General features: G+C 58.8%; 1 protein-coding gene. It reads right to left on the bottom strand.

Annotated features, from left to right (window positions below):
• Window positions 1-493 (bottom strand): reverse transcriptase domain-containing protein (locus KVT39_RS36515; protein WP_254640796.1); only part of this gene is annotated, 493 nt, incomplete at both ends.

Raw genomic sequence — 493 nt, 5'->3', positions numbered from 1 at the left:
TTCCCTTCAGAAGCAAGCGATGATGAACGGTGTCGAAGTAGCTGGCGAGGTCGCCCTCGATGACCCAGCGTCCAGCGGCACTTTGTTCGCCACCATCCTGCAACTGAAGCTTCACCGTGCGAATCGCGTGATGCACACTACGGGCAGGCCTGAAGCCAAATGAAACCGGATGGAAACCGCTCTCCCATATCGGCTCCATCGCCATCAGCATGGCCCGTTGCACGATCCGATCCCGCAGGCTCGGAATGCCAAGCGGCCTGAGCTTGCCGTTCGCTTTCGGTATATACACGCGTCGTGCAGGCAGCGGACTATACGAGCCCGCCAACAGCTCTTCGCGTATCGTCGCCAATTCATGCTGGAGATTTGCTTCCAGCATGCGTCTGTCGACTCCGTCCACGCCCGGCGTGCGAGCCCCACTGGATGCCAGCGTAATGCGAGCCGCTTCACTCAGCCAATCTCTATCGGCAATCAGTCTCAGGAGTCGATCGAACTT

Source organism: Burkholderia sp. GbtcB21, from assembly GCF_019091065.1.
Classification (GTDB): Bacteria; Pseudomonadota; Gammaproteobacteria; order Burkholderiales; family Burkholderiaceae; genus Burkholderia; species Burkholderia pyrrocinia_C.
The sequence above is the reverse complement of the archived record's forward strand: the minus strand, read 5'-3'. Positions and strand labels throughout refer to the sequence as shown.